The following is a 21,787-nucleotide window of genomic DNA, read 5'->3' on the forward strand; positions in this document are numbered from 1 at the left end:
CGAGAGAGGTCACCATGCCCGAGCAGACCACCTCGTCGATCGTGGTCGACGCCGCACCGTCCGCCGTGATGGCCGTGATCGCCGATTTCGCCGCCTACCCCGTGTGGGCCAAGGGTGTGAAGGTCGCCGAGGTGCGCGCGTCCTACGTCGGCGAGCACCAGGACCGTGCCCGCGAGGTGTTCTTCACCCTCGACGTCGCGCCGGTCAAGGACGAGTACACCCTCGCCTACGTGTGGCACGGCGACCACCAGGTGACCTGGACCCTCGTCGAGGGCAAGATGCTCAAGGCCCTCGACGGCGCCTACGTGCTCAAGCCCCTCGGCGGCGACCGCACCGAGGTCACCTACCGGCTCGCCCTCGACGTGTCGATCCCGATGATCGGCATGATCAAGCGCAAGGGCGAGAAGATCCTCATCGACACCGCGTTGAAGGGCCTCAAGCAGCGCGTCGAGTCGCTGGGCTGACCGCCCGGTCCCCGATCGGGTCCTCACTCGTGCGCATCATCCTGTTCACCGGCAAGGGTGGCGTCGGCAAGTCCACCGTCGCCGCCGGCACCGCTGCGCTCGCCGCAGCCGCCGGCCACCGCACGCTGGTGCTCTCCACCGACGCGGCCCACTCGCTCGGCGACGCCTTCGGGGCCCGGGTCGGTCCGGAGCCCACCCAGGTCGCCGAGCGGCTCTTCGTGCAGCAGGTCGACGCGCAGCTGCGCTTCGAGCAGTCGTGGGCCGAGGTCCAGGGCTACCTGCTGTCGGTGCTCGACGTGGCCGGCGTCGACCCCGTGGCGGCCGAGGAGCTCACGGTCATCCCGGGCGCCGAGGAGGTCCTCGCCCTGCTCGAGCTGCGACTGCAGGCGTTGAGCGACGAGTGGGACGTGATCGTCGTCGACTGCGCCCCCACGGCCGAGACCCTGCGCCTGCTCGCCCTCCCCGAGGCCCTCGGGTGGTACATGCAGCGCGTCTTCCCGACCCAGCAGCGCGTCATGAAGGCCCTGCGTCCCGTGCTGTCGCGCGCCGCCGGCGTCCCGATGCCCCGCGGCACCGTGTTCGACGCCGTCGAGCGGCTCCACGCCGAGCTCGGCGAGGTGCACACGCTGCTGTCGGGCCCCTCGGCCAGCGTCCGGATCGTGATGACCCCCGAGCAGGTGGTGCTCGCCGAGGCGCGTCGCAGCCACACCAGCCTGTCGCTCTTCGGCTACCGCGTCGACGGCGTCGTCGCCAACCGGGTCTTCCCCGCCGAGGACGCCGACGACTGGCGTGCGGGCTGGGTGATGGCCCAGGACGCGGTGCTCGCCGAGGTCGAGGAGTCCTTCGCCGGGCTGCCGATCTGGCGCTCCGAGTACCGCGCGACCGAGCCGGTCGGGGTCGCGGACCTGGCCGCGCTGGCCACCGACCTGTACGCCGGGGCGGACCCGCTCGCCGCGCCGACCGGCACCGGCCCGTTCCGGGTCACCCGCACCACCGAGGGGGCCGTGCTGCACCTGGCCCTGCCCGGCGTACGCCGCGACGAGGTCGACCTCGCCCGCCACCACGACGAGCTCGTCGTCACGGTCGGCTCCTACCGGCGTCTGCTCACCCTGCCGGCGGGCCTGGCCCGGCTGCAGGTCGCGGGTGCGAGGGTGGAGGAGGGTGAGCTGAGGGTGCGCTTCCGCGAGCCGGCCGACCACGGGGCCGCCGCAGGCGCCGGACAGGGGAGACGACGTGAGTGATCCGCACGATCCCGGCCCGCCCGGCCCGCCCGGCCCGCCCGGCGAGCCCGGCGATCCCGAGGTCGGCAGCGTCGGCGAGGGGGTCGCCAAGCTGCTCGGTGCCCTCTCGGACTGGGCCCAGGACTCCGGTGGCGACCTCGGCACCGGCCTGGGCGCCACCCTGACCGGACTCGCCGGCCACGCCGCCGCCCGGCTCGCCGACGTCAACGACCACCTCGCGACCGGTGCCGCCGAGTGCACCTACTGCCCGATCTGCCGCACCGTGCACGTGATCCGGGAGACCAGTCCCGAGGTCAAGGCCCACCTGGCCACCGCGGCGTCCTCGCTCCTGCAGGCCGTCGCGGGCCTGCTGGCGACCGTGCCGCCGCCGGGCTCGGCCCAGACGCGCGCGACGGCGGCCGGCGCCGACTTCGAGCGCATCGACCTCGACGACCTCGAGGATCCTGACCACGACCACCGAGACGACGACTGAGACGACGATGACTGAGACGACGGCGAGCGAGACCACGACGAGCGCGACGACGGGCCCGCTCGCGGGACTGACGTGCGGCATCGACGTCGGCGGCACCAAGATCGCCGGCGCGGTCGTCGACGTCGACGGCACGGTGGTGGCCGAGCACCGGGTGGTCTCGCCGGCGGCCGACGCCGACGCCGTCGAGGACGCGATCGCACGGCTGGTGCTCGAGCTGGCGGCCGACCACGAGCTGACCGCCGTCGGCATCGGGGCCGCGGGCTACGTCGACGCCGGTCGCGCCGTGGTGATGTTCGCCCCCAACATCGCCTGGCGCGACGAGGACCTGCGACAGGAGATCCAGGCCCGCGTCCACCTGCCGGTGGTGGTCGAGAACGACGCCAACGCAGCGGCCTGGGGCGAGTTCGCGTTCGGCGCTGCGGCCGACGACGACGACATGCTCATGGTGACCGTCGGCACCGGGGTCGGTGGCGGCATCGTGACCGGCGGCTCGCTGTTCCGCGGGGCGTTCGGCGCGGCCGCCGAGATCGGCCACCTGCGCGTGGTGCCGGGCGGGCGGCAGTGCGGGTGCGGCAACCTCGGCTGCCTCGAGCAGTACGCCAGCGGCTCGGCGCTGGTCAAGGAGACCCGGGCCCTGGCCCACACCCCCGAGGCGGCGGCCCTCCTCGAGCGCGCCGGTGGCGACCCGGCGGCCATCGACGGCCCGATGATCACCGCCGCCGCGGCCTCCGGCGACGTCTTCGCCGCCGGGCAGGTCGCCGAGCTCGGTCGCTGGCTGGGCGAGGCCCTCGCCTCGCTCGCCGCGGTGCTCGACCCCGGCGTCATCGTCATCGGGGGCGGGGTGAGCGAGGCCGGCGAGCTGCTGCTGGGCCCGGCCCGCACGGCGTTCCACGACCAGCTCACGGGTCGCGGCCACCGGCCGGTGGCCGACGTCCGGACCGCCTCGCTCGGCAACGCCGCCGGCGTCATCGGTGCCGCCGACCTGGCCCGACGCTGAGGTCGGGGCCGGCCCGTGGTGCTCTACGTCGGGGTCGACGTCGGCGGGACCAAGGTCCTGGCCGGTGAGGTCACCCGCGCCGGCGTGGTGCTGCGGACCGCGCGTCGTACGACGCCCGGGCGCCGGGTCAGCGTCGAGTCCGTCGAGGACGCGCTGACCGCCGCGGTGCTCGACGTCGCCGGCGGCCGCCGGATCGCGGGCGTGGGCCTGGCCGCCGCCGGCTTCGTCGACGCCGCGGGCGAGCGCGTGATGTTCGCCCCGCACCTGCCGTGGGCCGGCGAGCCGGTCCGCGAGCGGCTCAGCCGCCGGTGGGGTGCGCCGGTCGCGCTCGACAACGACGCCAACTGCGCGGCGGTCGCCGAGTCGGCGTACGGCGCCGCGAGGGGCGCGTCGTCGGCCCTGGTGGTCACCCTCGGCACCGGCATCGGCGGGTCCTACGTGCTCGGCGGCGAGGTGGTGCGCGGCGCGCAGGGGATGGCGGGGGAGTTCGGCCACATGCGGCTGGTGCCCGACGGCCGGGCCTGCGAGTGCGGGATGGCCGGGTGCTGGGAGCAGTACTGCTCGGGCAACGCCCTGGTGCGCCTGGCCCGCAAGCAGATGGCGGTCGAGCCGACCGTCCTGACCGAGATGTGCGACGGGCGCCCCGACCGGCTCACCGGGCCGATGGTGACCGCGGCGGCCGAGTCCGGCGACCTGGTGGCCCGGCAGGCCTACGCCGCGGTCGGCGACTGGCTCGGGATCGGCCTGGGGGCCCTGACCTCCGCGCTCGACCCCGAGGTCGTGGTCGTCGGCGGCGGGGTCTCGGCGGCCGGTGACCGGCTGCTCGACCCGGCCCGGGTCGCGCTGGCCCGCTCGCTGGTCGGCGCCGCCCACCGGCAGCCGCCGCGGCTGGTCGCGGCCCGCCTGGGGCCGGAGGCCGGCATCGTCGGGGCCGCCCTGCTCGCCCGCGCGGCCCGCTGGTCGGGGTCGGCGCGCGCCGCCCTGGCCGGGCGCAGCGCCGTACCCGCGACGCGGGTGGCCGCCGAGCGCGGCGACTACCGCGCCGGCGTCAGAGGACCGCGCCGTCGTCGTCCGGGTCGCGGGGCTCGCGGGTCATGGTGACCACGAGGTAGACGAACCCGCCGACGAACGCCGCGATCAGCGCGTAGGCGAGGATCGCCGGCAGGTCGACCTGCGCGATGAGGCAGACCAGCACGATCGCGGGCGCGCCGAACACGCCCGCCCAGGCGGCCTGCCGGTCGGGGGTCGTCGTGGGCAGCGGCGGCGGGGGCGGGGGCACGAAGCGGTCGGTGTCCCAGTCGGAGTCGGGGTCGTCCCAGGTGCGGGCGTCGAAGGCGGCCGAGCCGAGTTCGTCGCCGGGGTGGTCGCCGCGGTCGCCGAGGTCGTCGTCGAGGTCGGCCCAGGAGGGCTCGGGAAGCACGGGCGCCGGCGGGTCGTCGAGCTCGGGCCGGTCGCCGTAGTTGTCGACGATCGCCCGCCAGGCGTCGTCGTCGTCCTTGGCCACGCCCCCAGGCTATGCCTGCGTCACACGCGCGACGAAGTCGGCCGTCTGCGCGAAGATCGCGGGGGCGTCGTGGTCGAGGGTCGCGACGTGGAAGCTCTCGTGCAGGGTGACCTCGGTGACGTCGGCCGACGAGACACCGCTGCGCACCAGCGGGAGGGTGCTCGCGTCGACCACGTGGTCCTCGGCCGAGCGGAAGTAGAGGACCGGGCACGTGACGCGGGGCAGGTCGGCGATCAGCGTCGGCCAGGCCTGCATGAAGGAGTGGATCGCCTTCAGCGGGGTGCGGGTGTAGCCACCCTCCTCGACCCCCGGCTTCTTGATGTCGTTGGCGATGCCGGGGAACGACCCGACGACGTGCTTGAGCACGGGCAGCAGCTTGACGTCGAGCCGCTTGGTCGCCAGGGCCGGGTTGACCAGCACCAGCCCGGACACCCGGTCGGGGTGGTCCTCGGCGAGCTTGAGGGTCAGCGACCCACCCATCGAGAGCCCGCCGACCACGACCGCGTCGTGGTCGAGGCACAGCTGGTCGAAGGTGCGGGCGATCTCGCCGTACCAGTCGTCGAAGCGGTGGGTGTTGAGGTCCTGCCAGGTCGTGCCGTGCCCCGGCAGACGGGGCACCGCGACCCCGTAGCCACAGGCCCCGAGGCTCTCGCCCCACGGCCTGATGGACACCGGCGATCCGGTGAAGCCGTGGCTCAGCAGCACCCCGATCCGGCGCCCGCCGGTGAGCTCGGGCCGGGCCGGGATCGTGAACGGCTCGTGGGACGACGCGGGGACGGTCATGACGCCGATCATCGCGTACGCCGGCGGGTGGGGTGGCGGGGGTCTGCGGCGTGGCAGGGTGACGACGTGCGGGAGGTCGATCGGGCAGGGCTGGTCGCGGCGTCGCGTGACCCGTTCGTCCACCACCACCTCGACCTGGCCCACGTGCACCGCGCCTGGGTCGACGGGCCCGCGGCGGTCGTGGCGCACTCCGTGGGGTGGTCCGACGCACCCACCGACGCCGAGGCCTTGCTGTGCCTGGGCCCGCGCGCCGAGCTCGACGCGCTGATCGGCGCCGTGGCCCCGAGCGCGCCGCGCCCCTGGCGGGTGGTGGTCGAGGCGGCCTCGCTGCCCGCGCTCCCTGCGGCCTGGGAACCGACCCGTCCGCGCCGGTGGCACTGGATGACGACGCGGTCGGCGCCGGCGCGGTCGACGGCGCGACCCGGCGTGACCGTAGCCGAGGTGCCGCCCGAAGAGGTCGACGCCGTGCTCGACGAGGCCAACCCGGGTTCGTTCGCGCGCTCGGGGACGCCCGGCCTCGAGAGGTGGCTCGGCGTCCGGGCCGACGACGGGCGCCTCGTCGCGGTCGGCGCCCTGCTGCGCCAGCACGACGGCACCGGGCACCTGCGCGGGATCGCCACCCTGGCCGCCCACCGCGGCCGGGGCCTGGGGGAGGCGGTGACCGCGGCCCTCACCACCCGGGCCCTGGCGGCCGGCCCCGGGCTCGCCACGCTCGGCGTCTACACCGACAACGACGTCGCGGTCGGTCTCTACCGGCGCCTGGGCTACGAGGTGGTGCACACGTTCGTGGCCGGCGTCACCGCGGTGTGACGGACCTGACGCCCCGAGGGTCTAGTGTTCGCTGCGTCGTTGGTCGCCGCGACGTTGGTCGTGGGCGGTCGTGAGTGCGGAAGGGTCTGCCTTGTTCTACTGGTTCCTCAAGCTGGTCGCGCTCGGTCCGCTGCTCAAGCTGGTGTTCCGCCCGCAGACCGAGGGTGTCGAGCACGTGCCCGAGGAGGGCCCTGCGATCCTGGCGTGCAACCACCTCTCCTACGCCGACTGGCTGTTCATGCCGCTGACCCTGCCGCGGCGGGTGACCTTCGTGGCCAAGGCGGAGTACTTCACCACCCCCGGCCTCAAGGGCTGGCTGCAGAAGCAGTTCTTCTCCGGTTCCGGACAGGTCCCGATTGACCGCTCCGGCGCCGACGCGGCGGCCGGCGCGCTGCTGTCGGCCAAGAAGGTCCTGGGCGAGGGCAACCTCTTCGGCATCTACCCCGAGGGCACCCGCTCCCACGACGGACGCCTCTACCGCGGCAAGACCGGGGTGGCCCGCCTGGCCCTCGAGACCGGCGTACCCGTGATCCCGTGCGCGGTCATCGGTACCGACGTCGTGGCGCCCCCTGGCAAGAAGTTCGGCTCGATCACCCGCCCGATGGTGCGCTTCGGCGCCCCGCTCGACTTCTCGCGCTACGAGGGCATGGAGAACGACCGCTACATCCTGCGCTCGATCACCGACGAGATCATGTACGAGATCATGCGCCTGTCGGGCCAGGAGTACGTCGACAAGTACGCCTCGCAGGCCAAGGAGGAGACCAAGCGGCTCGAGGCCGAGGCCCGGGCCAAGGCCGACCCCAAGGCCGACCCCGGGCCTGACAGCAAGGCCGACGACAAGGCCGGCCCGGGGGCCGAGCACAAGAAGGCGTCCTGAGCCGCTACGGCGCCAGCGGGGTCCGCGCGGCGGTCGCCGTCGAGGACCGGCTGTTCCGGGCCCTCGCGGTGCTGCGGGCCATCACGCTGCTCAACGCGATCGCGATCAACGTCGTCACGCGCGACGACCTCGTCCACCCGTGGGGCGGCGCGGCGATCCTGGCCGCGATGGCGGCGTGGACGGCGTTCGTCACCTGGGCCTACACCGACGCCGTACGCCGCTCGATCCCGCTGCTGCTGGCCGACGCCGCCGTCGCGCTCGCGGCCCTGACCCTGACCCCGCTGGTCAAGGGGCCTGACTTCGACGGCACCGTGCCGGGCTTCTGGGTGATGGCGGCGCTGCTGGCCTGGGCGGTCCGCTTCCGCCAGTGGGGCGGGCTCGGGGCCGCGGTCGTCATCGTCGCCGCCGACCTGTGGCTGCGCGCCGACATCACCCAGACCAACCTCGGCAACGCCTACCTGCTGCTGATCGGCGGTCCGATCGTCGGCTTCCTGTGCGGGTCGCTGCAGGAGATGGCGGTCCAGCGCGACGCGGCCCAGCAGTCCGCGGCCGCCGCGGCCGAGCGGGCGCGGCTGGCTCGCGTGGTCCACGACGGGGTGCTGCAGGTGCTCGCCCTGGTGCAGCGCCGCGGCGCCGAGCTCGGCGGCGACGCGGCCGAGCTCGGACGGCTGGCCGGCGAGCAGGAGAAGCGGCTGCGCACGCTGATCCGCTCCCAGGACGCCCTGCGCGACCGGGTCGACAACGGCGTGGTCGACCTCGCCGACGCCCTGGCCCGGCTGCGCGACCGGCCGCACGTCGACGTCGCGGTGCCCGGCGGGCCCGTCGACCTGCCCGCGGCCACGGCCACCGAGGTCGTCGCGGTCGTCGAGGCCTGCCTCGACAACGTGGCGCGCCACGTCGGCGAGGACGCCCCGGCGTGGGTGCTGCTCGAGGCGTTCCCCGACCACGTCGCGGTGTCGGTGCGCGACGACGGTCCCGGCATCCCCGAGGGCCGGCTCGAGGAGGCCCGCGCCCAGGGCCGCCTCGGCGTGCTCGAGTCGATCCAGGGCCGGGTGCGCGACCTCGGCGGCACCGCCGAGCTCACCACGGGGTCGTTCGGCACCGAGTGGGAGCTGTCGGTGCCCCGCAGCACCCACGCCCCGCGATGATGGTGTCGTGACCATCCACGCGGGCCACCCGTTCGCCACCGACGACGACCCCGTGCGCCGCCTGCGCGGACGGCTCGGCGGCGCCGTCACGCTGTGGACGGCGGGGGAGGGCGGGAGCGCCCGCGACTGGGCGGGACTGACGGTGTCGTCGGTCCTGCTCGCCCACGGCGAGACCCCGCGGCTGCTGGCCCTGGTCGACCCCGACTCCGACCTCGCCGACGTCGTCGCCGACACGGGCCGGGCGGTGTTCCACCTGCTGTCGTGGCACCACCGCGACCTGGCCGACGCGTTCGCGGGCGTGGCGCCCGCGCCGGGCGGTCCCTTCCGTCTGGGCCCCTTCGCGCCGACCGCGTCGGGTCCGCTGCTCGGCGACGCGACGTCGTACGTCGAGGTGGAGGTGGAGTCGGTGGCCGAGGTCGGCTGGTCGCGGCTGCTCACCTGCACCGTCGACCTGGCGACGCTGGTGGTCGGCGACGACGCCGAGCCGCTGCTCCACCGCCGCGGCCGCTACCGCACCGACCCTCCGCGATAGTCGTGGACCTTCTGCACCGAAGCCCGTTCGGTGCAGAAGGTCCACGACTATCGGGGTGGGGGGCGGTTAGGGTCGGCGCGTGAGTGACGTGGGGAGCGACGGGCAGGACCCGGTCCGGGTGATGGTGGTCGACGACCACCCGATGTGGCGTGACGCGGTCGAGCGCGACCTGCAGGCCGCCGGGTTCGCCGTGGTGGCGGTCGCCGCCGACGGCCACCAGGCGCTCGCGCGCTTCCCGGCGGCGCGCCCGCAGGTCGTGGTGCTCGACCTGCAGATCCCCGGGCCCAACGGCGTCGAGGTCACCCGGCAGGTGCTCCAGCACGACCCGGGCGCGCGGGTGCTGATCCTGTCGGCGTCCGGCGAGCAGGACGACGTGCTCGAGGCGGTCAAGGCCGGGGCGACCGGCTACCTCGTCAAGTCGGCCTCGGTCGCCGAGCTGCTCGACGCCGTACGCCGGGTGGCCCGGGGCGACTCGGTCTTCACCCCGGGTCTGGCGGGCCTGGTGCTCGGCGAGTTCCGCCGCCTGTCGGAGCCCGCGGGCGACCCGTCGATCACCGGCAACCCCGAGCTGACCGAGCGGGAGACCGAGGTGCTCAAGATGGTCGCCAAGGGGATGTCCTACAAGCAGATCGCCGAGCGCCTGGTGCTTTCGCACCGCACCGTGCAGAACCACGTGCAGAACACCCTGCGCAAGCTGCAGATGCACAACCGCGTCGAGCTGACCCGCTACGCCATCGAGCGCGGCCTCGACACCGACGACGACTGAGCCGCGGCGGTCCGGGCTCGCGGCCGGTCTAGGGTCGGTCGCGTGACCACGGCGGCCTACCTCGAGCGGCTCGGCCTGCCGGCCGACCTGCCACCGACCCTCGAGACCCTGGTCGAGGTCCACCGCGCCCACCTCGCGCAGGTGCCCTACACCAACCTCGACATCATGCTCGGGCGGCCGCCCTCGACGGTCCCGGCCGAGGCGCTCGCGCGCCTGGTCGGCCTGGGGCGGGCGGGCTACTGCTTCCACCACAACGGCCTGCTCGAGACGGTGCTGCGCGACCTCGGCTTCACCGTCGAGCGCCGCCACGGCCACGTCTGGACGCTCCCGGAGCAACGCGACCAGACCCAGCTGAACCACCTGGTGCTCGTGGTCACGGGCCTTGCGACCGCCGCCAACCCGGGCGGCCGCTGGTGGCCCGACGTCGGGCTCGGCGAGGGACCGTTCGACCCGGTGCCGCTGGTCGAGGGCGACGTCGTCGACGGGCCGTTCCGCTTCGAGGTCAGCGGCCTGGGCATCGACGGCTGGTCCTTCGCCCACGACCCGAGCGGCTCCTTCCGCGGGCTCGAGGTGCGCGACCTCCCGGTCGACCAGAACGTCGTCGACACCGCGCACGCCGCCTTGTCCACACCGCCGACGGGCGTGTTCACCCGGGTGCTGGTCACCCAGCGCCGAGACCCGCTCGGCTGCGACACCGTCCGGTGCTGCGTGGCCACGCGCGTCGACGCCGGCGGCGCCCACCAGCGCGACCTCACGTCGTACGACGACTGGCGCGCGGCGCTCGACGCGATCGGCCTCGTGGTCGCCGACGTGCCCGACGACGACCTGCGCGCCCTGTTCGACCGGATGCTCGCCGCGCACCGCACGTGGGACGAGGCGGGCCGGCCGTGAGCCTGCGGCCGGCGACCGCCGCCGACGTCGCAGGTCTGGCCGACCTCGAGGAGGTGGCCAACCGGCTCGCGCTGGCCCACGTCTTCGGGGACGTGCCCTTCCCCCTGGCCGAGGTCGCCGACCGGTGGGCCGACGCCGTCGACGACCCTGCCGTCACGGTGCTGGTCGTGGACGGTGTCGCCGGCCGTCTCGACTGCGTCGTGGCCCACGACGACCGCACGCTGCGCCACCTGGCGGTGCACCCGGAGCGGTGGGGCCAGGGGTTGGCCCGGGCCGCCGTCGACCGCGCGGTGGCCTCGATCAGTGCGTCGGGTGCGTGCCCGCGACTGTGGTGCCTGGCGGCCAACCACCGGGCCCTCGGCCTCTACGCCCATCTCGGCTGGGTCGCCACCGGCGCCGAGCAGCCGGCCGAGTGGCCGCCGTACCTGCTCGAGCGCGAGCTGGTCCTGGCAGGATCGCCGTCGTGACCGACGCGGCCCCGGACCTGCTGGAGATCGCCGACGGTCTCTACGCGCTGCCGCTGGCCGACTTCACCCCCGCCCGTGACGCCCGGGTCAAGCAGCTCAAGGGCACCGACCTCGCGCCCGCGGTCAGGGCCCTGAAGAAGCCGTCGCTGGCCGCCTGGGTCGTCAACCTCTTCGTACGCCGCGACCCCGGCCAGGTCGAGCAGGTGCTGTCGGTCGGCGCGGCGCTGCGCGAGGCGCAGGCCGGGATGTCGGGCGCCGAGCTGCGCGCGCTCACCAAGCAGCGTCGTCAGCTGACCGCCGCGATCACCACCCAGGCCCGCGGACTGGCGCGCGAGGAGGGCGTGAAGGTCACCGAGGCGGTGGCCGACCAGGTCGAGGCGACCCTCACGGCGGCGATGGTGTCCGAGCGCTGCGGGGCGGCGGTGCGCAGCGGCCTGCTGGTCGCGTCGCTGAGCACCACCGGCGTCGACGACGTCGACGTCGAGGCGGCGGTCGCGGTGGCCGCCGCGATCGGCTTCACCGCCACCCCGCGCGCGGCCGAGGCCGCGCCGGCGCCCCCCAGGCTGAGCGTCGTCCCCGACCCCGACCGCGACGAGAAGGCCCGTGCCGCCGCGCAGGAGGCGCTCGACGACGCCGAGGCCGAGGTGGGCGAGGCCCTCACCGCGCGCGACGAGGCGGCCGCCGACGTCGAGCAGCTGCGCGCCCGGCAGCTGCAGATCGAGGCCGAGATCGACGAGCTCAAGCGCCGGATCGCGGTACTGGAGGACACCTACGACGAGGTCGACGACGAGCTCGGTGACGCCGAGTCGGTGCGCGACGAGGCCCAGGCGAGCCTCGACGAGGCCACCGTGGCCCGCGACGAGGCGCGGGCCACGCTGGAGGCGATCAACTAGCGAGCGAGCCCGCGCCGGGCGGCGACGGCGGCGCCGAGCACTGCGGCCCCCGGGCGCGGCGCCGCACCGGCGGTCAGCGGGCGCTCGACGGCGTACGTCGTCTCGCCCGACGGGGAGCGGAGGGCCGCGGTCGCCCACGACCCTGCGTCCGGTGTCGCGGGCGTCGTACCGGTCGGGGCGAGGCTCCACGGCCCGTCGTCGTGGTCGATCGTGCTGGCGCCCGCCAGCAGCAGGGCCGCCGGCTCGCCGACCAGGCCGGTCAGGGGCAGCTCGAGGCCGGCGAAGCTGCGGGGGTCGGTGTGCGCCAGCGTGCCCCAGCTCGCCACGAGCTCGGGCAGCGCGTCGCGCGGGACGTCGAGCACGGCGCACAGCTCGTCGCTCCAGTCGCCGGCGGCGAGGTCGAGGAGCAGCGTGGACGAGGCGTTGGCGACGTCGGTGAGGTGCTCGAGGCCACGCGTCATCCGCGCCACGAGGTAGGACTCGACGGTCCCGACGGCGTAGCGCCCGGCGCCGACCAGCGCCCAGGTGCGGGGCTCGTGCTCGGCGACCCAGCGCAGCGCGGGGCCGGCGAAGCCGGGGGCGAGGGGCAGGCCGCTCAGCGCGGTGACGCGCTCGCGGTGGCTGCTCAGCCGCGCACACACCTGCGTCGTACGCCGGTCCGCCCCGGCGATCGCCGGGCGTGGTGAGCCCAGGGTCTCGCGGTCCCACAGCACGACCGTCGCACGCTGGGTGGTGAGCCCGACGCCCTGCAGGGTCGTCGCGTCGACCTGCGCGACCGCCTCGCGCACGGCCCCCAGCGTCGCCCGCCAGAGCTCGTCGGGTGCGTGCTCGACCCGGCCGGGACCCGGGTGGCTCGGGGCGAGGTCGTGGTGGGCGGTGGCCGTCACGGTGCCGTCGTCGGCGACCACGCTCGCGGTCACGCCGGTGGTGGCGGCGTCGATCGCGAGGACGCTCACCTCAGGTCCTCAGGTCCTCAGGGCGGGTCAGGCGTCGTCGCCGCGCACGAGCGCGAGGATCCGGCGATCGATCCAGACCAGGCCGTCGTCGACGCGCATCTCGTAGTTCTCGCAGCCGACCCAGGTGTGGAAGTCGGGCTGGCCCTGGGCGCGCGCGAAGGCCTCGAGCTCGTCGCGCAGCGCGGCGTCGATGGTGACCTTCTCGTCGTCGGTCGAGGCGACCAGGTAGAGGTCGTTGAGGTCGAGCAGCCGGGCCAGCTCGGTGACCGGGGCCGCGTGGTCGTCGACGCGCAGGTCGACGTCGATGTCGTCGCCACCGTCGTAGCCGGCCCCGTCGCGCACGACCAGCATGGCCGCCGACTGGCGCCCGCGCTTGTCACCGCCCGCGTCGTCACCGGCGGCGAGCGCGTCGAGGAGCCGCTGCGCGAACGGGGTGTCGGCGCCGGCCTCCCACGAGCGTCGCATCGCCTCGACGACCTCGGGGCCCGCCAGGCAGTTGCCCTGGATCGCGAACCCGTCGCCGGTCACCCCGCCGGCCCAGTCGATGCAGGAGCCGCCGGTGTGGGACGCCGCGCCGCCGTCGACGTCGACGATGCCGACCTGGCGGTGGTCACGGCCCTCGTCCTCCTCGAGCAGGCGCTGCAGGGCGACCGAGGCGGTCGCGCCCTCGTCGAGGTGGGAGAGCGCGATGCCCTTGTAGGCGACGTTGGCGTGCGCCTGGGTCGCCAGCGCGCCGACCTGCGCGACCGCGGCCGGGACGACCGACCCGACGGCCAGGAACTTGGAGGCCACGGCCACGCCCCACGACTCGCCGTCGTCGGACCGGGCCACGATGGAGAACGTCATGGTGGCGAGCCTAGCCAGCGCCTGGGTCGCCCACGCCGCCGAGGAGCTCGCCCCTGGGCCCTCCGCGGCCCGACGGCGCTTCCACGGCATGCTTCACGGTGTGCTCCAGGACCTCGCCCGGCCCGCCCGGCTGCTGGTCGCGGCCTTCGGCCTGGCCGTCGGCGTGATGCTCGCCGGCCCGGTCGCGGGCGCGACCTCCCAGGTCGCGCTCGGGCTGCTCCTGGCGGGGATCGGTCTCGAGACGCTCGTCGTCGTCGGCTCCCCGCTGCTCCTGGGCCGCGCCGAGCGGCGCTTGGCCCGCGAGGTCGTCGCGGCCAGCGCCGAGATCGCGTCCGGTGCCGTCGCGCCCGTGCCGGCGATCGGGCGCGTCGTACGCCGCCGCGTCGTCGACCTGCCCTGGTGGCTGCCCGGGCGCGGGGCGGGCCCCGGTCGGGCTGCGCTGACGGTGCTGACCGCGGTCGGCGACGGCCCGGCCCGCCGGGTCGCGGCCCTGGTGCCGGCCGACCTCGGCCTGCGCGGCGTCGGCGTACCGGCGGTGCTCCTGCTGCACCCGCACCGGCGCGACGTGGCGGTGCTCGACGACCGGGTCACCGGCGCGCAGCTCGCCGCCGTCGACGCCGACCCGCGGTGGCGCACCGAGGCCCTGCCGACCGACCGCACCGTGGTCGGCGGCTACCTCGCGCTCGTGCTGGCCTTCGCGGCGGGCACGGCGGCGGGCACGGCGGTGGGCACGGCGGTGGCCACGGGGCTCTCGACCCTCGTCGTCCTGGCGACCGGGGTCGGGTGACCCTCGCCACAGCCTGCCCGAGTCGCTAGGTTGGATCGATCCAACATCACCAGCGACGGAGGAGTTCCCATGCGGGTCGGAGTGCTCACCGGGGGCGGCGACTGTCCCGGTCTCAACGCGGTCATCCGCGCCGTCGTCCGCAAGGGCGTCAAGGACCACGGCTTCGAGTTCGTCGGCTACCGCGACGGCTGGAGGGGCCCGCTCGAGGGCCTGACGATGCCGCTCGGGGTCGAGCAGTGCCGCGGCATCCTGCCGCGCGGCGGCACGATCCTCGGCTCCTCGCGCACCAACCCGTTCTCGCTCGACAACGGCGTGGAGCGCATCAAGGACAACCTGGCGGCCGCCGGGGTCGACGCGCTGGTCGCCATCGGCGGCGAGGACACCCTCGGGGTGGCCACCAAGCTCGCCGACCTCGGCGTCTCGGTCGTGGGTGTGCCGAAGACGATCGACAACGACCTCTCGGGCACCGACTTCACGTTCGGCTTCGACACGGCCGTCAACATTGCCACCGAGGCGATCGACCGGCTCCACACCACCGCGGAGTCCCACCACCGCGTCTTGGTGGTCGAGGTGATGGGCCGCCACGCCGGGTGGATCGCCCTGCACGCCGGCATCGCCGGCGGCGCCAGCGCCGTGCTGATCCCCGAGCAGCCCTTCGACATCGAGAAGGTCTGCGCGTTCGTCGAGACCCGCTTCGAGTCGACCTACGCCCCGATCATCGTGGTGTCCGAGGGCGCCGTGCCGATCGAGGGCGGCGACATGACGCTGGTGTCGGGGGAGAAGGACGCCTTCGGGCACGTGCGCCTGGGCGGCATCGGCGACCGGCTCGCCTCCGAGATCGAGCACCGCACCGGCAAGGAGGCCCGTGCCGTGGTGCTCGGCCACGTCCAGCGCGGCGGTACCCCCACCGCCTTCGACCGGTGGCTCGCGACCCGCTTCGGGCTGCAGGCCGCCGCGGCCGTCGCCGAGGGCGACTTCGGCACGATGATGGCGCTGCGCGGCACCCGCATCGAGCGCGTCCCCCTCGCCGAGGGCACCGCCGAGCTCAAGCTGGTCAGCCCCGAGGAGTACGCCGACGCCCAGGTGTTCTTTGGTTGAGCAGTCGCCCGCGAGGAACGAGCGGGCGGCGTAGCGAGACCAGGTCGAGCGAGCGTCGCGACCGAGGGACGGGTCGCGACAGGCGCGTCGAGACCACCGCAGCGTCACGTCGACCCGCCCCCGACGTCAGTGGGAGAGGTCGGCGAGGTCGAGGTCAACGGGCAGCCAGCGCCAGACGACGACGGCGGCGAGGAGCGCGAGCACCGCTCCGCTGAGCCCGACGACCGCGAACGCGTCGGTGAAGGCCGTAGTGGCCGCGCCGGCCGTCGGGGTGCCGAGCGCGCCGGCCAGCGACTCGGTCGCGGCGGCGCCGGTGCCCTGGGGCAGGCCGGCGCGGTAGACGACGCCGGCGAGGCTGCCGAGGACGGCGACCCCGAGCACCCCGCCGATCTCGTAGGACATCTCCTCCAGCGCCGCGGCCGAGCCGGCCTCGTGCGCGGGGGCGCGGCCCATGATCAGGGCCGACCCGACGCCGAGGGCGGCCGTGCCGAGGCCGACGACGAGGAACACCCCGGCCAGGGCGGCGTACGACAGGGGGCGGGGGAGCACCCCGAGGGCGCCGAGGCCGGTGGCGGTGGCGACCAGGCCGCCGACCAGCACGGTGCGGACGCCGATGCGGGCGGCGACGGCCGGTGCGAACGGCGAGCCGACGAGCCCGCCGACGGCGAGGGGCAGCAGGGCGACACCCGCCGCGAGCGGCGACCAGCCGCGCACCAGCTGCAGCCACTGCGAGGCGAGCAGGAGCAGCGCCATCAGCACGGTGCTGCTGGCCAGTGCGGTCAGCACGCCGGCCCGGAAGACACGGTCGGCGAAGAGGCGTACGGCGAGCATCGGGTCGTCCTGGTGCAGGCAGCGACGCACGAACGCGGTGACCGCGAGCACGCCCGCGGCCAGCACCAGCAGCGACACGGGGTGCGGCCCGTGCTTGCCGAGCTCCTTGACGGCGTAGACGACCGCCACCATGCCGCCGACCGAGAGCGCGACGCCGGTGGAGTCGATGCGGCCGGGGCGCTGCGAGCGGCTCTCGGGCAGGAGCAGCCGTCCGGCGACCACCGCGACGGCCATCAGCGGCACGTTGACCAGGAACGCCGCGTGCCAGCTGAAGGCCCCCAGCAGCGCCCCGCCGACGATCGGGCCGACGGCGGCGCCGACCGAGGCCGTCGCGGCCCACAGGCCGAGGGCCAGGGCGCGCTCGCGCTGGTCGGCGAACAGCACCCGGATCAGCGAGAGCGTGGCCGGCATGATCATCGCGCCGGCGATCCCGAGCAGCACCCGCACCGCGATGACCGCGCCGGCGGAGTCGGCGACGAGCACCAGCACCGAGGCGGAGCCGAACAGCGTGAAGCCGCTCAGCAGCATCCGGCGCCGGCCCCAGCGGTCGGCCAGGGCCGCGAGCGGGACGAGCAGCCCGGCCAGGACCAGGGCGTAGGCGTCGACGATCCACAGCTGGGCCACCGCGGAGGGGCGCAGGTCGGCCGACAGGTCGGGCAGCGCGACGTTGAGGATCGTCATGTCCATCACGACGACCAGCAGGCTGGCGGCCAGGACGCCGAGCCCGGCCCAGCGCCGCCGGTCGGTCGTCGCCTCGGGCAGCAGCACCGCGGTCATCGGGCGCCACCGCCCTCGAGGAACTGCGACAGCACGACGGTGTCGAGGTCGCGGCGTGCGACGTCGCCGTCGCGCACGGCCTCTCGGGCCGCCACCAGCAGCCCGTAGACGGCGTGGCCGAGCCAGCGCGGGGGGACGTCGGCGCGCAGGATGCCGGTGGCCTGCGCGGCGGCGTACAGCAGGACCTCGCGCTCGACGAGGCGGTCGGAGCGGGCGAGCAGGTCGTCGGCCCCGAGCAGGTAGGAGTCGGTCAGCGCGAAGCCGAAGTCGTCGGAGTCGGCCAGGAAGCGCGAGAGGAGGTCGCGCAGGCAGGCCAGGATGCGCTCCGGGTCGCCGGACGTCGCCGCCCCGTCGGCGTCGGCGGCGTCGAGGCTGGCCTCCCACCGGTCGAGCGAACGGGTGCCGAGCTCGTGGAGCAGGTCCTCGCGCGAAGCGAAGTGGCGGTGCAGGGTGGCCCGGCCGACGCCGGCGGCGGTCGCCAGCACCGCCATCGACGCCCGGGGGTCGACGTTGAGGTGGCGGGTGGCCGCGGCCAGGATGTCGTCACGCGACGCCATGGGACACTCTCGTTCCATATGAGACAGTTATGTCTCATATGAGACCACGTCGACTCGCCAGGGGCAACTCGTGGCGGGGCCGTGCTGACAACCCCGGCTCCGGGTGTTTGGGTGGAGCCTCCCCACCCGCCACCTCGGAGGTGTCTCGGACATGACCGTGCGACCTGATCTCGACGCGCCCGACGGGCGCGACCCCGCAGACGTCAACGGGCCCGGCGTCCCCGACCTCAAGCGGGTGATGGGGCCCCGGCTGCTGCTGCTGTTCATCGTCGGCGACATCCTCGGCGCCGGCATCTACGCCGTGACCGGCAAGCTCGCCGGTCAGGTGGGTGGCATCGCCTGGCTGCCGTTCGTCGTCGCCTTCGCCGTCGCGACGATCACGGCCTTCTCCTACCTCGAGCTCGTCACGAAGTACCCCCAGGCCGCGGGCGCCGCGCTCTACACGCACAAGGCGTTCGGGGTGCACTTCGTGACCTTCATCGTCGCCTTCGCCGTCGTGTGCTCGGGCATCACCAGTGCCTCGACGTCGTCGGGCCTGCTCGCCTCCAACCTGCTCATCGGTCTCGACGAGCTGCTGCCCGGCGTCCCCACCGGGGACGGGGCTACGCTCGTGGTGGCGCTGGCCTTCATGCTGCTGCTGGCCGGCATCAACCTGCGTGGGGTCGGTGAGAGCGTCAAGTTCAACGTCGTGCTGACCCTGGTCGAGATGACGGCGCTGGCGATCGTCATCGTCATCGGCTTCGTCGTGGTCGCCCGCGGTGACGGCAACCTCGGGGCGGTGACCGTCTTCGAGAGCCCGGGCGACAAGAACCTCTTCATGGCCGTCACCGTGGCCACCGCCATCGCGTTCTTCGCCATGGTCGGCTTCGAGGACTCCGTCAACATGGTCGAGGAGACCAAGGACCCCGAGCTGATCTTCCCGCGCGTCATGCTGACCGGGCTCGGCATCGCGGTGGCGATCTACGTGCTCGTCGCGATCTCGGTCGTCGCGGTCGTGCCGTCCGGTGACATCGCCAACCCGGTCGACCCCGAGGCCGGGGTGCTCCTCGACGTGGTCCGCATCGGTGCGCCCGACCTGCCGATCGACAAGATCTTCCCGTTCCTCACGGTCTTCGCCGTGGCCAACACCGCCCTGATCAACATGCTCATGGCCAGCCGGTTGATCTACGGCATGGCGATCCAGGACGTCCTGCCGCGCCAGCTGGGCCGGGTCTCGCCGCACACGCGGTCGCCGTACGTCGCGATCGGCTTCACCACCGCCCTCGCCTTCGGCCTCATCGTCTACGTGCGGACCCAGTCGGAGAGCACCATCGTCGGTGCGCTGTCGGGCACGACCTCCCTGCTGCTGCTCGCGGTCTTCACCGTGGTCAACGTCTGCTGCCTGGTGCTGCGCCGCGACCCTCCCGGCGCCTTCCGCGCCCCGACGGTCCTGCCGGTCGTCGGAGCGGTGGCCTGCGCCTACCTGCTCGGGCCGTGGGCCCGCCTGGACGAGGACATGGTGCAGTACAAGATCGCCGCGGGGCTGCTGGGCATCGGCGTCGTCCTGTGGGCCGTCACCTGGCTGGTCAACCGCGGCGCCCGCGGCCAGAAGACCGGCTTCCGCGACGTCGAGCGGTTGGAGCACCTCGACTGATAGCGCCGACCCGTCGCGTAGACGCGACGGGTCGACACGAAATGACGCCGACCCGTCGCGTAGACGCGACGGGTCGACGAGAAGTGACGCTGACCCGTCGCGAATACGCGACGGGTCAGCGTGATGCAGGCCGGGTGGAAGCGACCAGACCGCCTAGGAACGCCGGGCGCGGCGGCGGGAGACGGCGTCGATGGCGGCGGCGAGCAGGAGCACGATGCCGGTGATGACCTGCTGCCACTGGGCCCCCAGGCTCGGCTTGAGGCCGAGGCCGTTGGGAATGATGACGATCACCAGCGCGCCGAGGATCGCGTCGCGCGGCTTGCCGCGACCACCGAAGAGCGACGTCCCGCCGATGACGGCCGCGGCGACCGAGAACAGCAGCACGTTGCCGGAGCCCAGGTCGAGCGAGGCCGAGGACTGCGACGAGGCGAGCAGGATGCCGCCCATGGCGCCGAACGACGAGCACAGCGCGAACGCGGTCACCTTCATGTGCACGACGTCGATGCCGGCGCGGCGAGCGGCCTCGGCGTTGCCGCCGGTGGCGTAGAGGTGGCGGCCCCAGGTGGTGCGCTTCAGGGCCAGCGTGCAGGCGATCATGAGCACCAGGGCGATGACGGCCGCGGTCGGGATGCCCTGGATGACCAGGGTCGAGCGCTCGTTGGGGTTGCGGTTCTGGTTGGCCAGGATCGTCAGCACGATGCCGACCAGGGCGATGAGGCCGCCGCGCAGCAGGACCAGGCTGATGGCGTCGTGGGTCAGGTGCGCGGCCTTGGCCCGCAGCGCCTCGGTGAGGGTGAAGGCCAGGAAGCCCAGCACGACGACCAGCGTGAAGATCCAGCTCTGCGTCGGGCTGAGGGTGCCGTAGGTCAGGTTGTGCCAGAAGTCGTAGTTGGAGGTGTTGACCGGGCGGCCGGCGAGGGCGAACTGGAGCACGCCCTGCCACGCGAGGAACAGCGCCAGGGTGACCACGAAGCTGGGGATGCCGACCTTGGCGACCAGGACGCCGTTGAGGACGCCGATCGCGGTCCCGATGCAGATCGCGGCCAGGAGCGCGAGCTCCAGGTGCTGGGTCAGGTTGGTGACCACGAGCAGGAACCCCAGGGCGATGACGACCGACGCGGACCAGGCCTTCACCCAGACGGCGAGGCCGACGCCGATGGCCAGCCCGACGACCAGGCTCCAGTACATAAAGGTGGGCAGTCCGTTGCTGAGGTCGCCGTCGAAGATCGCGACCGCGGCGAGCGCGGCACACATGCCGCCCGCGGTGCCGGCGGACAGGTCGATCTCGCCGAGCAGCAGGACGAAGACCAGACCCATCGCGATCACGGCGATGTAGACGCCCTGACCGGGCAGGTTGCCGATGTTGTAACGGGTCAGGAAGGCCGAGCTGACCTGCATGAAGATGATGCCCAGGACGACCAGACCGACCACCGAGGGCAGGGCGCCGGGGTCTCCGGTGCGCAGCCGGGTGACCCAGTCGTGGAAGGCGCCGACGATGGAGCGTTCCTCGACGTCGAGGGAGAACTCCCCGGCGCGCTCGGGCTTGTCGAGCGAGGGGGAGGAGGCGGGTGCGGGGGTCTCGGTGCTCATCACATCACCTCGTTGGCGGTAGCAGCGGTCAGGCCCAGGTCACCGGTGCGCCCGGAGGTGATGAGCTCGACGATCTGGGTGGTGCTGGTGTCGGTCTTCTGCACCTCGGCGGCCACGCGGCCCAGGAAGAGGGCGGCGACGCGGTCGGCGACCTCCATGACGTCGTTCATGTTGTGGGAGATCAGCACGACGCCGCGGCCCTGGTCGGCCAGGCGTCGGACGAGGTCGAGGACCTGCCGGGTCTGGGCGACGCCGAGCGCGGCGGTCGGCTCGTCGAGGAAGACGACCTTGCTGTTCCACAGCACGGCCTTGGCGATCGCGACGGTCTGGCGCTGGCCGCCCGAGAGGTTGGCGACCTGCTGGCGCACCGACGACACGGTGCGCACCGACAGGCTGGCCAACGTCTCGCGGGCCTTGCGCTCCATCTCGCCGTCGGCCAGGAAGGCGCGCATCCTGCTGATCTCGCGGCCCAGGAACATGTTCTGGGTGATGTCGAGGTTGTCGGCCAGCGCGAGGTCCTGGTAGACGAACTCGATGCCGAGGGCGCTCGCGGCACGGGGGTCGGAGATGGTGACCGGCTCGCCCTCGAAGGTGATGGTGCCGGTGTCGATGCTGTTGATGCCGGCGAAGCACTTCACCAGCGTCGACTTGCCGGCGCCGTTGTCGCCGACGAGCGCGGTCACCTCACCGGGATAGACGTCGAAGTCGACGTCGTGCAGGACGTGGACGGGCCCGAAGCTCTTGTTGAGCCCCCGGGCCGAGAGGATCGGTTCGGTCACGATCCCGCCTTTCGCAGCGGTGGGATGGATGCACGGGATGCGTGCGGTGGACGAGGACGTCGTGGTGACGTACGACGGTGGCCGAGCC

General features: G+C 74.0%; 24 protein-coding genes. 16 read left to right on the top strand and 8 right to left on the bottom strand.

Going from position 1 to position 21,787, the window contains the following annotated elements:
* The first annotated feature begins 14 nt into the window (after positions 1-14).
* Genes FZC61_RS13080 through FZC61_RS13100 form a run of 5 tightly spaced genes read left to right on the top strand, consistent with a single transcriptional unit; the run spans position 15 to position 4,275 of the window.
* Positions 15-464 carry an SRPBCC family protein gene (locus FZC61_RS13080; protein ID WP_148614636.1) on the top strand — a complete coding sequence of 150 codons (450 nt, stop codon included), beginning with the start codon at positions 15-17 and terminating at the stop codon, positions 462-464.
* Positions 465-493: 29 nt separating this feature from the next.
* Positions 494-1,705: an ArsA family ATPase gene (locus tag FZC61_RS13085; protein WP_148614637.1), complete on the top strand. Its 1,212-nt coding sequence runs from the start codon at positions 494-496 to the stop codon at positions 1,703-1,705.
* Positions 1,698-2,177, top strand: coding sequence for a hypothetical protein (locus tag FZC61_RS13090; protein ID WP_148614638.1), 480 nt, complete (start codon positions 1,698-1,700; stop codon positions 2,175-2,177). The genes FZC61_RS13085 and FZC61_RS13090 overlap by 8 nt, the downstream gene beginning before the upstream one ends.
* 7 nt (positions 2,178-2,184) lie before the next feature.
* The gene (locus FZC61_RS13095) at positions 2,185-3,174 is read left to right on the top strand and encodes an ROK family glucokinase (RefSeq protein ID WP_148614639.1); all 990 of its coding nucleotides are present in this window, start codon (positions 2,185-2,187) and stop codon (positions 3,172-3,174) included.
* Between the two features lie 15 nt (positions 3,175-3,189).
* Complete coding sequence (locus FZC61_RS13100; protein WP_148614640.1) at positions 3,190-4,275, top strand: ROK family protein; 1,086 nt, start codon at positions 3,190-3,192, stop codon at positions 4,273-4,275.
* On the opposite strand, the gene FZC61_RS13105 is transcribed toward FZC61_RS13100, so the two are convergent.
* The gene (locus tag FZC61_RS13105; RefSeq protein ID WP_148614641.1) at positions 4,223-4,678 is read right to left on the bottom strand and encodes a hypothetical protein; all 456 of its coding nucleotides are present in this window, start codon (positions 4,676-4,678) and stop codon (positions 4,223-4,225) included. The two genes, FZC61_RS13100 and FZC61_RS13105, sit on opposite strands and share 53 nt — an antisense overlap.
* Before the next feature lie 9 nt (positions 4,679-4,687).
* Positions 4,688-5,461, bottom strand: a complete 774-nt coding sequence (locus FZC61_RS13110; protein ID WP_148614642.1) for an alpha/beta hydrolase — start codon at positions 5,459-5,461, stop codon at positions 4,688-4,690.
* A gap of 66 nt (positions 5,462-5,527) precedes the next feature.
* Between FZC61_RS13110 and FZC61_RS23430 the strand changes: the two genes are divergently transcribed.
* The 8 genes from FZC61_RS23430 to FZC61_RS13150 all read left to right on the top strand — a co-directional run bounded on the left by FZC61_RS23430 (position 5,528) and on the right by FZC61_RS13150 (position 11,845).
* Positions 5,528-6,271: a GNAT family N-acetyltransferase gene (locus tag FZC61_RS23430; RefSeq protein WP_211357241.1), complete on the top strand. Its 744-nt coding sequence runs from the start codon at positions 5,528-5,530 to the stop codon at positions 6,269-6,271.
* 91 nt (positions 6,272-6,362) lie between these two features.
* Positions 6,363-7,148: a lysophospholipid acyltransferase family protein gene (locus FZC61_RS13120; protein WP_148614643.1), complete on the top strand. Its 786-nt coding sequence runs from the start codon at positions 6,363-6,365 to the stop codon at positions 7,146-7,148.
* Complete coding sequence (gene macS, locus FZC61_RS13125) at positions 7,145-8,296, top strand: MacS family sensor histidine kinase (RefSeq protein ID WP_148614644.1); 1,152 nt, start codon at positions 7,145-7,147, stop codon at positions 8,294-8,296. Before FZC61_RS13120 ends, macS begins: the two co-directional genes overlap by 4 nt.
* 7 nt (positions 8,297-8,303) lie before the next feature.
* Positions 8,304-8,828 carry a flavin reductase family protein gene (locus FZC61_RS13130; RefSeq protein ID WP_148614645.1) on the top strand — a complete coding sequence of 175 codons (525 nt, stop codon included), beginning with the start codon at positions 8,304-8,306 and terminating at the stop codon, positions 8,826-8,828.
* Positions 8,829-8,949: 121 nt separating this feature from the next.
* A complete protein-coding gene (locus tag FZC61_RS13135) occupies positions 8,950-9,594 on the top strand; it encodes a response regulator (RefSeq protein ID WP_148614885.1) in 645 nt (214 codons plus the stop codon).
* A 42-nt stretch (positions 9,595-9,636) separates the two neighbouring features.
* Entirely contained in the window at positions 9,637-10,485 is an 849-nt protein-coding gene (locus tag FZC61_RS13140) for an arylamine N-acetyltransferase family protein (protein WP_148614646.1), read from the top strand.
* Positions 10,482-10,952, top strand: coding sequence for a GNAT family N-acetyltransferase (locus tag FZC61_RS23100; RefSeq protein WP_170286104.1), 471 nt, complete (start codon positions 10,482-10,484; stop codon positions 10,950-10,952). Before FZC61_RS13140 ends, FZC61_RS23100 begins: the two co-directional genes overlap by 4 nt.
* A complete protein-coding gene (locus FZC61_RS13150) occupies positions 10,949-11,845 on the top strand; it encodes a hypothetical protein (protein ID WP_246142675.1) in 897 nt (298 codons plus the stop codon). The genes FZC61_RS23100 and FZC61_RS13150 overlap by 4 nt, the downstream gene beginning before the upstream one ends.
* On the opposite strand, the gene FZC61_RS13155 is transcribed toward FZC61_RS13150, so the two are convergent.
* The gene (locus FZC61_RS13155) at positions 11,842-12,801 is read right to left on the bottom strand and encodes an FGGY family carbohydrate kinase (protein WP_148614648.1); all 960 of its coding nucleotides are present in this window, start codon (positions 12,799-12,801) and stop codon (positions 11,842-11,844) included. The genes FZC61_RS13150 and FZC61_RS13155 overlap by 4 nt on opposite strands.
* A 27-nt stretch (positions 12,802-12,828) precedes the next feature.
* A complete protein-coding gene (locus tag FZC61_RS13160; RefSeq protein ID WP_148614649.1) occupies positions 12,829-13,647 on the bottom strand; it encodes a DUF1028 domain-containing protein in 819 nt (272 codons plus the stop codon).
* Here FZC61_RS13160 and FZC61_RS13165 point away from each other — a divergent pair.
* Positions 13,646-14,434 carry a hypothetical protein gene (locus FZC61_RS13165; protein WP_148614650.1) on the top strand — a complete coding sequence of 263 codons (789 nt, stop codon included), beginning with the start codon at positions 13,646-13,648 and terminating at the stop codon, positions 14,432-14,434. The genes FZC61_RS13160 and FZC61_RS13165 overlap by 2 nt on opposite strands.
* A gap of 69 nt (positions 14,435-14,503) precedes the next feature.
* Positions 14,504-15,532, top strand: a complete 1,029-nt coding sequence (locus tag FZC61_RS13170) for a 6-phosphofructokinase (protein ID WP_148614651.1) — start codon at positions 14,504-14,506, stop codon at positions 15,530-15,532.
* 126 nt (positions 15,533-15,658) lie between these two features.
* On the opposite strand, the gene FZC61_RS13175 is transcribed toward FZC61_RS13170, so the two are convergent.
* Together FZC61_RS13175 and FZC61_RS13180 are read right to left on the bottom strand one after the other, a co-directional pair.
* Positions 15,659-17,140, bottom strand: coding sequence for an MFS transporter (locus FZC61_RS13175; RefSeq protein ID WP_148614652.1), 1,482 nt, complete (start codon positions 17,138-17,140; stop codon positions 15,659-15,661).
* Positions 17,137-17,697 (bottom strand): TetR/AcrR family transcriptional regulator, encoded by a 561-nt coding sequence (locus FZC61_RS13180; RefSeq protein WP_148614653.1) that lies wholly within the window; start codon positions 17,695-17,697, stop codon positions 17,137-17,139. The genes FZC61_RS13175 and FZC61_RS13180 overlap by 4 nt, the downstream gene beginning before the upstream one ends.
* 151 nt (positions 17,698-17,848) lie before the next feature.
* On the opposite strand from FZC61_RS13180, the gene FZC61_RS13185 reads away from it, so the two are divergent.
* Positions 17,849-19,330 carry an APC family permease gene (locus FZC61_RS13185; RefSeq protein WP_148614654.1) on the top strand — a complete coding sequence of 494 codons (1,482 nt, stop codon included), beginning with the start codon at positions 17,849-17,851 and terminating at the stop codon, positions 19,328-19,330.
* 153 nt (positions 19,331-19,483) lie between these two features.
* On the opposite strand, the gene FZC61_RS13190 is transcribed toward FZC61_RS13185, so the two are convergent.
* The gene (locus tag FZC61_RS13190; protein WP_148614655.1) at positions 19,484-20,920 is read right to left on the bottom strand and encodes a sugar ABC transporter permease; all 1,437 of its coding nucleotides are present in this window, start codon (positions 20,918-20,920) and stop codon (positions 19,484-19,486) included.
* On the bottom strand, positions 20,920-21,699 hold the full coding sequence (locus FZC61_RS13195) for an ATP-binding cassette domain-containing protein (protein WP_148614656.1): 780 nt from the start codon (positions 21,697-21,699) through the stop codon (positions 20,920-20,922). Before FZC61_RS13195 ends, FZC61_RS13190 begins: the two co-directional genes overlap by 1 nt.
* Between the last annotated feature and the right edge of the window lie 88 nt (positions 21,700-21,787).

Source organism: Nocardioides rubriscoriae (assembly GCF_008087085.1).
GTDB classification, from domain to species: Bacteria; Actinomycetota; Actinomycetes; order Propionibacteriales; family Nocardioidaceae; genus Nocardioides; species Nocardioides rubriscoriae.

Coding starts and splice junctions, on each gene's coding strand:
- FZC61_RS13165 (WP_148614650.1), top strand. CDS start 13,646: ATGGTGGCGAGCCTAGCCAGCGCCTGGGTCGCCCACGCCGCCGAGGAG.
- FZC61_RS13095 (WP_148614639.1), top strand. CDS start 2,185: ATGACTGAGACGACGGCGAGCGAGACCACGACGAGCGCGACGACGGGC.
- FZC61_RS13190 (WP_148614655.1), bottom strand. CDS start 20,920: ATGAGCACCGAGACCCCCGCACCCGCCTCCTCCCCCTCGCTCGACAAG.
- FZC61_RS13175 (WP_148614652.1), bottom strand. CDS start 17,140: ATGACCGCGGTGCTGCTGCCCGAGGCGACGACCGACCGGCGGCGCTGG.
- FZC61_RS13170 (WP_148614651.1), top strand. CDS start 14,504: ATGCGGGTCGGAGTGCTCACCGGGGGCGGCGACTGTCCCGGTCTCAAC.
- FZC61_RS13185 (WP_148614654.1), top strand. CDS start 17,849: ATGACCGTGCGACCTGATCTCGACGCGCCCGACGGGCGCGACCCCGCA.
- FZC61_RS13160 (WP_148614649.1), bottom strand. CDS start 13,647: ATGACGTTCTCCATCGTGGCCCGGTCCGACGACGGCGAGTCGTGGGGC.
- FZC61_RS13080 (WP_148614636.1), top strand. CDS start 15: ATGCCCGAGCAGACCACCTCGTCGATCGTGGTCGACGCCGCACCGTCC.
- FZC61_RS13180 (WP_148614653.1), bottom strand. CDS start 17,697: ATGGCGTCGCGTGACGACATCCTGGCCGCGGCCACCCGCCACCTCAAC.
- FZC61_RS13135 (WP_148614885.1), top strand. CDS start 8,950: ATGGTGGTCGACGACCACCCGATGTGGCGTGACGCGGTCGAGCGCGAC.
- FZC61_RS13110 (WP_148614642.1), bottom strand. CDS start 5,461: ATGACCGTCCCCGCGTCGTCCCACGAGCCGTTCACGATCCCGGCCCGG.